This window comes from Lentibacillus juripiscarius (assembly GCF_042685205.1).
Classification (GTDB): Bacteria; Bacillota; Bacilli; order Bacillales; family Amphibacillaceae; genus Lentibacillus; species Lentibacillus juripiscarius.
On the sequence record NZ_JBHUNA010000020.1, the window covers coordinates 192,881 to 198,880 of the forward strand.

The window sequence follows — 6,000 nt, forward strand, 5'->3', positions numbered from 1 at the left end:
ATGATGCACCTGCATTTTTTTTTGCTTTGTGGCGGAACTTTGTCCTTTTTTGCCTTTTATAACGTCAGAAAGTACAAATTTATGGATGACTTTAAAAAACTTCAGCACTTGCTTTAAGGCAAGGCCGGGATTAGCTTTTCTAATTGGACATGGCTTAGATGCTTGTTGGGTGGAGACCATTCATTGTATACTAGGTATAGTGTTATCGACTGTTCAGCCGAAAGAAGTGAAACAAGAATGCAGCGTGTAACGAATTGCATATTAATAAATGATGAAAAAATTTTACTGATAAAGAAACCGCGCCGGGGCTGGTACGCCATTCCCGGTGGCAAAATGGAGCAGGGTGAAACCATTAAAGAATCTGCAGTCCGCGAATTTCGGGAAGAAACCGGTCTGCACCTGCATCGTCCATCACTGGCTGGTGGATTCACATTTACGGTCTATCGCAGTGATGAGATTGTGCAGGAATGGATGATGTTCACATTTGTGTGTAGTCAAGCAGACGGACAGCTGGCAAGTTTTTGCAAAGAAGGAGAATTGGAGTGGGTATCAGTGGATGCGATTCACGATTTACCTATGGCAGAAGGGGACCGAAAGATTTTTGAACATGTCCTTTCTTCTGATGAGATGCTTTACGGGGCGTTTTCGTACACGGAGGATTATGAATTGCTGCACTTGCGTCTGGACCCCACCAGTTCATGAAGGGAAGAAATGGTATGTGGAATAATGAACAAGATACAAAGCTGGTTATTATCACTGGGATGTCGGGGGCTGGAAAAACGGTAGCCGTTCAAAGCTTTGAGGACCTCGGCTATTATTGTGTCGACAATCTGCCACCTGCCCTGCTGCCGAAGTTTTTGGAGCTCATGAAAGACTCGAGGAATAATATCCGCAAAGTTGCACTTGTCATGGATTTGCGCGGAAGGGAATTTTTTGATTCACTGTTCGAAGCCCTGGACGTACTGGGGGAAGAAGATTGGCTGAATGAACATATTCTCTTCCTGGATGCAAAAGATGAAGCACTAGTGAAGCGGTACAAAGAAACCAGGCGTTCCCATCCACTCGCAGCAGAAGGTTTGCCGCTGGAAGGGATTTCGAAAGAGCGCACCATTCTTGATGAATTGCGGGGCAGAGCACAGCGGATCATTGACACAACAACATTGAAGCCAAAAGAACTAAGGGAAAAAATACTGAAAACCTATATGGAAGATAAACAGGAAATTTTTTCAGTTAATATGGTGTCGTTTGGCTATAAATATGGTATACCAATTGATGCTGATCTTGTTTTTGATGTACGGTTTTTACCAAATCCGCATTATGTGCCACACATGCAGCCGCTGACCGGCTTGAATTCCGAAGTATCTTCTTATGTTTTTAAATGGTCTGACACACAAAAGTTTAACGAAAAGATACTCGACTTACTGCAGTTTATGCTTCCTCAATATAAGAAAGAAGGCAAGTCGCAGCTTGTCGTCGGGATTGGATGCACGGGCGGACAACATCGCTCGGTGGCTATCGCTGAATATTTCTCCAAACAGCTGTCACCAAACTATATTACCCACGTCAGTCACCGGGACATTGATAAAAGAAAGGGTCATTAACATGGGAAGCACAGGAAAATCAAATGTTACAGTGATTGGCGGCGGTACGGGGATGCCTGTCCTGCTGCGAGGTTTGAAGAATTTGCCGGTTGACTTGACGGCCCTTGTGACCGTTGCTGATGACGGCGGAAGTACCGGACGTCTGCGAAATGAAATGGCGATACCGGCACCTGGTGATATACGGAATGTGATTGCAGCCCTTTCTGATGCGGAACCGATGCTTTTAGATCTATTTCAGCATCGGTTTACAGAAGGGAATGGGCTCTCCGGACATTCTATGGGTAACTTGCTTCTCGCTGCAATGACATCGGTAACGGGAAATTTTTTTACCGGTATTAAAGAAATTTCTCGTGTACTGAATGTGAAAGGAAATATTTATCCTATTTCGAACCAGAGTATGTCACTCCATGCAAGGATGGAAGATGGCACCATCGTTTCAGGTGAGTCCAATATTCCTTTGGCCAATAAAAAAATTGAGCATGTTTTTTTGCGTCCGGAACCGGTGCGGCCGCTACACCATGCAGTGGAAGCCGTCAAGAATGCGGACTTGGTTGTCGTCTCCCCTGGAAGTTTATATACAAGTATTTTACCTAATATGATCATTCCGCAAATGGACGAAGCGTTAAGGCAGACAAAGGGAAAAGTTGTTTATGTCTGCAATGTGATGACACAAGCTGGGGAGACAACAGGGTATACGGCCGCAGACCATGTCCAGGCAATCCGAGATCATATCGGGGAGACATGCGTTGATTCGATTGTTGTACATAACGAGCCGATCAGCCAGCATGTTCGTGCTATTTACGCCGAGGAAAATGCAGCCCCCGTCGTATATGATACAGATCGGCTGATAGATATGGGGCTTGAGATTATTGAGAGTGATATCATTAATTCGTCCAAAACGACATTGCGGCATGATACAGAGAAAATAGCGAAATTGCTTTATTCAATCATCGACAGAGAATAAGCTGGCATAAAATGATGTAACAGGGAGGTGCCGGGATTGTCATTTGCTTCAGAAATAAAAAAAGAACTGACTGGAATTGAATTGGACACGTGCTGCAAACATGCCGAACTTGCAGCACTTGCTCGTATGAATGGTGTTATTTCGGTGTCCAGGGATATTTATACACTTGATGTACAGACGGAAAATGCGGCGATTGCCCGCCGGATTTATACATTGGTTAAATCACAGTATCACTTTACCGTAGAACTTCTTGTCCGGAAAAAAATGAAACTGAAAAAAAATAATGTGTATATCGTTCGCATGAAGGAAAATGTTCAAGAGTTACTTACAGATTTGGGCATATTGCAGGGGCCATATTCATTCAGCAGAGAAATACCCGCCGCATATCTGGAAAAAGATTGTTGCAGGAAGTCCTATTTGCGTGGTGCGTTCCTGGCGGGCGGATCGATTAATAATCCGGAAACTTCTTCGTATCATTTAGAGATTTTTAACGCCTATCAGGAGCATAATGATGCACTGACTGAACTTTTGAATGACTTCGACCTCCGGGCTCGGGAGCTTGAGCGCAAAAAAGGCTATATCACCTACTTGAAAGAAGCAGAGAAGATCACCGAATTTTTAAGTATTATTGGTGCACACAATGCCCTGTTCAAGTTTGAGGATGTACGGATAGTCCGAGATATGCGTAATTCCGTAAATCGGCTTGTTAATTGCGAAACGGCCAATTTGAATAAAACAATTGGTGCAGCGTTTCGGCAAATCGAAAACATCAACTTCATTGAAAATACGGTTGGACTTGGTGCACTGCCGGAAAGACTCCAGGAAATTGCATCATTGCGAGTCCAGCACCAGGATGTGTCATTAAAAGAACTTGGTGAAATGGTTACGACTGGAAAAATTTCTAAATCAGGTGTGAATCACCGGCTAAAGAAAATTGATGAATTTGCTGACAAACTAAGGCAAGAGGGGACCCCCGTTTCAAAAAAGTGAATAATCCGGCGCAATGTGATATTATTATTTTAAACGGTATGACATAGTGATTGATGATTGTTTCATACACATAGCAATACCTTTTATCACATAGCAAGGATTACTTTTTTTCTGGCAGTGGAAGTGTAGAACTTGCTGCTGTTTTTTTACACACCAATGTAAACGATTACAAACCAAGGGAGGATGAGACCATTGATTGAGAAATCGGTCAAGGTTGAACTTGCAACAGGACTGCAGGCACGGCCCGCGGCTCAGTTTGTTCAGGAAGCAAACAGCTACGCGGCACATTTATTTCTTGAAAAAGATGGCAAGCGAGTGAATGCCAAAAGTATAATGGGACTGATGAGCCTGGCAATTACGACTGGGGAAACGATTAAACTGATAGCAGATGGTGCTGATGAAGAATCGGCGCTGAATGAGTTGACTGCTTTCGTGACGGAAACATAATAGGATTTATTTTGGAAGATAAATAGAATAAGAATGGCCCGGGAAGGGATAAAAGCAGACAAAAATAGATAAGGGGCTGCACGCATAAGCTGTTCAGCCCCTTTTGCTATCATGTTATGCTTCTGATTTACGTTCCAATACTTTGTCAATCAGTCCATATTCTTTGGACTTTTCAGCTGACATGAAATTATCACGGTCTGTATCGCGTTCCACAACTTCCAGTGGCTGACCAGTGCGATCGGACAAGATTCGGTTCATTTTTTCGCGCATTTCAATAATGCGGCGTGCATGGATTTCAATATCGGATGCTTGACCTTGTGTTCCTCCAAGTGGTTGGTGAATCATTACTTCACTGTTTGGCAGTGCATATCGTTTGCCTTTTTCCCCAGCTGCCAGCAGGAAAGCCCCCATGGATGCCGCCATGCCTGTGCAAATGGTGGATACGTCTGATTTAATGAACTGCATGGTGTCGTAAATGGCCATTCCGGCAGTGATTGAGCCACCCGGTGAGTTAATGTAAAGGGAGATATCCTTATCCGGATCTTCCGCTTCCAAGAAAAGCAGCTGTGCGACGATGGAGTTGGCCACATTATCGTCTATGCCACTTCCAAGCATAATAATACGGTCTTTCAGAAGGCGTGAGTAAATATCATATGCACGTTCACCACGGTTTGTCTGTTCAATGACTGTTGGTATCAGATTCATGTATTCTTCCTCCTTCATTCCTCGAGTTCATCCAAGTTTCGGATAGTTTCATCATACCTAATAGGTCAAAAAAGGTCAAACAAAAAGAACCATATCCTGCCTAAAAAATCTCCTTACCCATCATTCCCTGTAATTGGGAAAATAAACCTTTTACTAGAGGAGTCTGTATTTATTTTTTGGTCGGCCTTGTTTGCCATATTGCGATATTACCTCAACTTCTCCTTTCGTTTCAAGATAATTTACATATCGGTGGACCGTTTGATAGGAGATAGGCAATTCTTTTTGAATTTCATCGATGGAAGCTAGGTTGGTCTGTTTCATCAGATAATTTTTAATTGACATTAGGGTTGACTGACTGATGCCTTTGTCAACAAACGCTTGACCATGATGTTCGGTCAGTTTGGCGATTTTCAGGTTAATGCGAATTCTGGAAATCAAGTCAGGAGCTTTAATTGGTTTGAGTGCAAAATCATTGGCACCAGCCTCCATAAAGACATCAGCTACTTCCTGCCGCTCATCTACTGTTAATATAATGATAGGTATGCTGCTATTATGCTTCCTGATCTCTTTCGTTGTTTTTAATCCGTCCCAATATGGCATATGGTAATCGAGCAGTATGAGATCCAGGTGAAGGGCAGCACATTGTTCCATGGCAGACTTTCCTGTCGCTGCTTCCATACTCGACCATCCGGCAAAATCACATATTTCTTTTAGTGTGAAACGGATATCTTCATTGTCATCAACAATCAGAATGGTGAAACTCATTAGCCTGTTCACCTGCTTTCTCCAGTGGTATAATGATATTCATTTGTGTGACCTTTCCTGGGATGCTGTTGACGGTGATGCTGCCATCGTGGTTTTCAATGACACGTTTCACGAAGGAAAGTCCAAGACCGGATGAGTTTTTAGTGCTGAAACCATCCCGCCAGATTTCATTTAAATGCTCTGCTTTTATTCCTGGTCCATCGTCCTCAATCCGGATTAATATTCCCTGCCCTATTCTTTTGACACGGATATGGATAAATCCTTTTTTTCCAGCAAATGAACTGATGGCGTTTTCCAGAATGTTGGAGATGGCACGTGAAAATCGGATTTTGTTAACAGAAACAGGCGGGAGGTTTTCTTCTATATCTAATTGTAATGTGATAAACCGATCATCGAAACTAAGATGGCTTGTCACATATGCCATTAATTCATGTATCGGAAGCTCCTGTTTCGTATTTTCACCTAAATTGCAATAGTAAATGCAACACCCTTTGTGAAACCGCTATATAAGGTTTTCCTTGTAATTTG

General features: G+C 42.9%; 8 protein-coding genes. 5 read left to right on the forward strand and 3 right to left on the reverse strand.

The genetic code is table 11. The annotated features are described in order from the left end of the window. Window positions 1–237 precede the first annotated feature (237 nt). The 5 genes from ACFSUO_RS09830 (at window position 238) to ACFSUO_RS09850 (ending at window position 4,002) form a co-directional block, all read left to right on the forward strand. Window positions 238–702, forward strand: a complete 465-nt coding sequence (locus ACFSUO_RS09830; RefSeq protein WP_382393583.1) for an NUDIX hydrolase — start codon at window positions 238–240, stop codon at window positions 700–702. 14 nt (window positions 703–716) lie between these two features. Further along, window positions 717–1,601, forward strand: a complete 885-nt coding sequence (gene rapZ, locus ACFSUO_RS09835; RefSeq protein ID WP_382393545.1) for an RNase adapter RapZ — start codon at window positions 717–719, stop codon at window positions 1,599–1,601. Window position 1,602: 1 nt separating this feature from the next. After that, a complete protein-coding gene (locus ACFSUO_RS09840) occupies window positions 1,603–2,565 on the forward strand; it encodes a gluconeogenesis factor YvcK family protein (RefSeq protein ID WP_382393547.1) in 963 nt (320 codons plus the stop codon). A 36-nt stretch (window positions 2,566–2,601) separates the two neighbouring features. Continuing rightward, on the forward strand, window positions 2,602–3,555 hold the full coding sequence (whiA, locus tag ACFSUO_RS09845; RefSeq protein ID WP_382393549.1) for a DNA-binding protein WhiA: 954 nt from the start codon (window positions 2,602–2,604) through the stop codon (window positions 3,553–3,555). Between the two features lie 192 nt (window positions 3,556–3,747). Next, on the forward strand, window positions 3,748–4,002 hold the full coding sequence (locus tag ACFSUO_RS09850) for an HPr family phosphocarrier protein (protein ID WP_382393551.1): 255 nt from the start codon (window positions 3,748–3,750) through the stop codon (window positions 4,000–4,002). A gap of 114 nt (window positions 4,003–4,116) precedes the next feature. Here ACFSUO_RS09850 and clpP read toward each other — a convergent pair whose 3' ends face one another. From clpP to ACFSUO_RS09865, 3 genes are all read right to left on the reverse strand, one after another. Beyond that, window positions 4,117–4,725, reverse strand: coding sequence for an ATP-dependent Clp endopeptidase proteolytic subunit ClpP (gene clpP, locus ACFSUO_RS09855; protein WP_382393553.1), 609 nt, complete (start codon window positions 4,723–4,725; stop codon window positions 4,117–4,119). 135 nt (window positions 4,726–4,860) lie between these two features. Further along, complete coding sequence (locus ACFSUO_RS09860) at window positions 4,861–5,472, reverse strand: response regulator (RefSeq protein ID WP_382393555.1); 612 nt, start codon at window positions 5,470–5,472, stop codon at window positions 4,861–4,863. Next, window positions 5,447–5,896: a sensor histidine kinase gene (locus tag ACFSUO_RS09865; protein ID WP_382393557.1), complete on the reverse strand. Its 450-nt coding sequence runs from the start codon at window positions 5,894–5,896 to the stop codon at window positions 5,447–5,449. Before ACFSUO_RS09865 ends, ACFSUO_RS09860 begins: the two co-directional genes overlap by 26 nt. Window positions 5,897–6,000 lie beyond the last annotated feature (104 nt).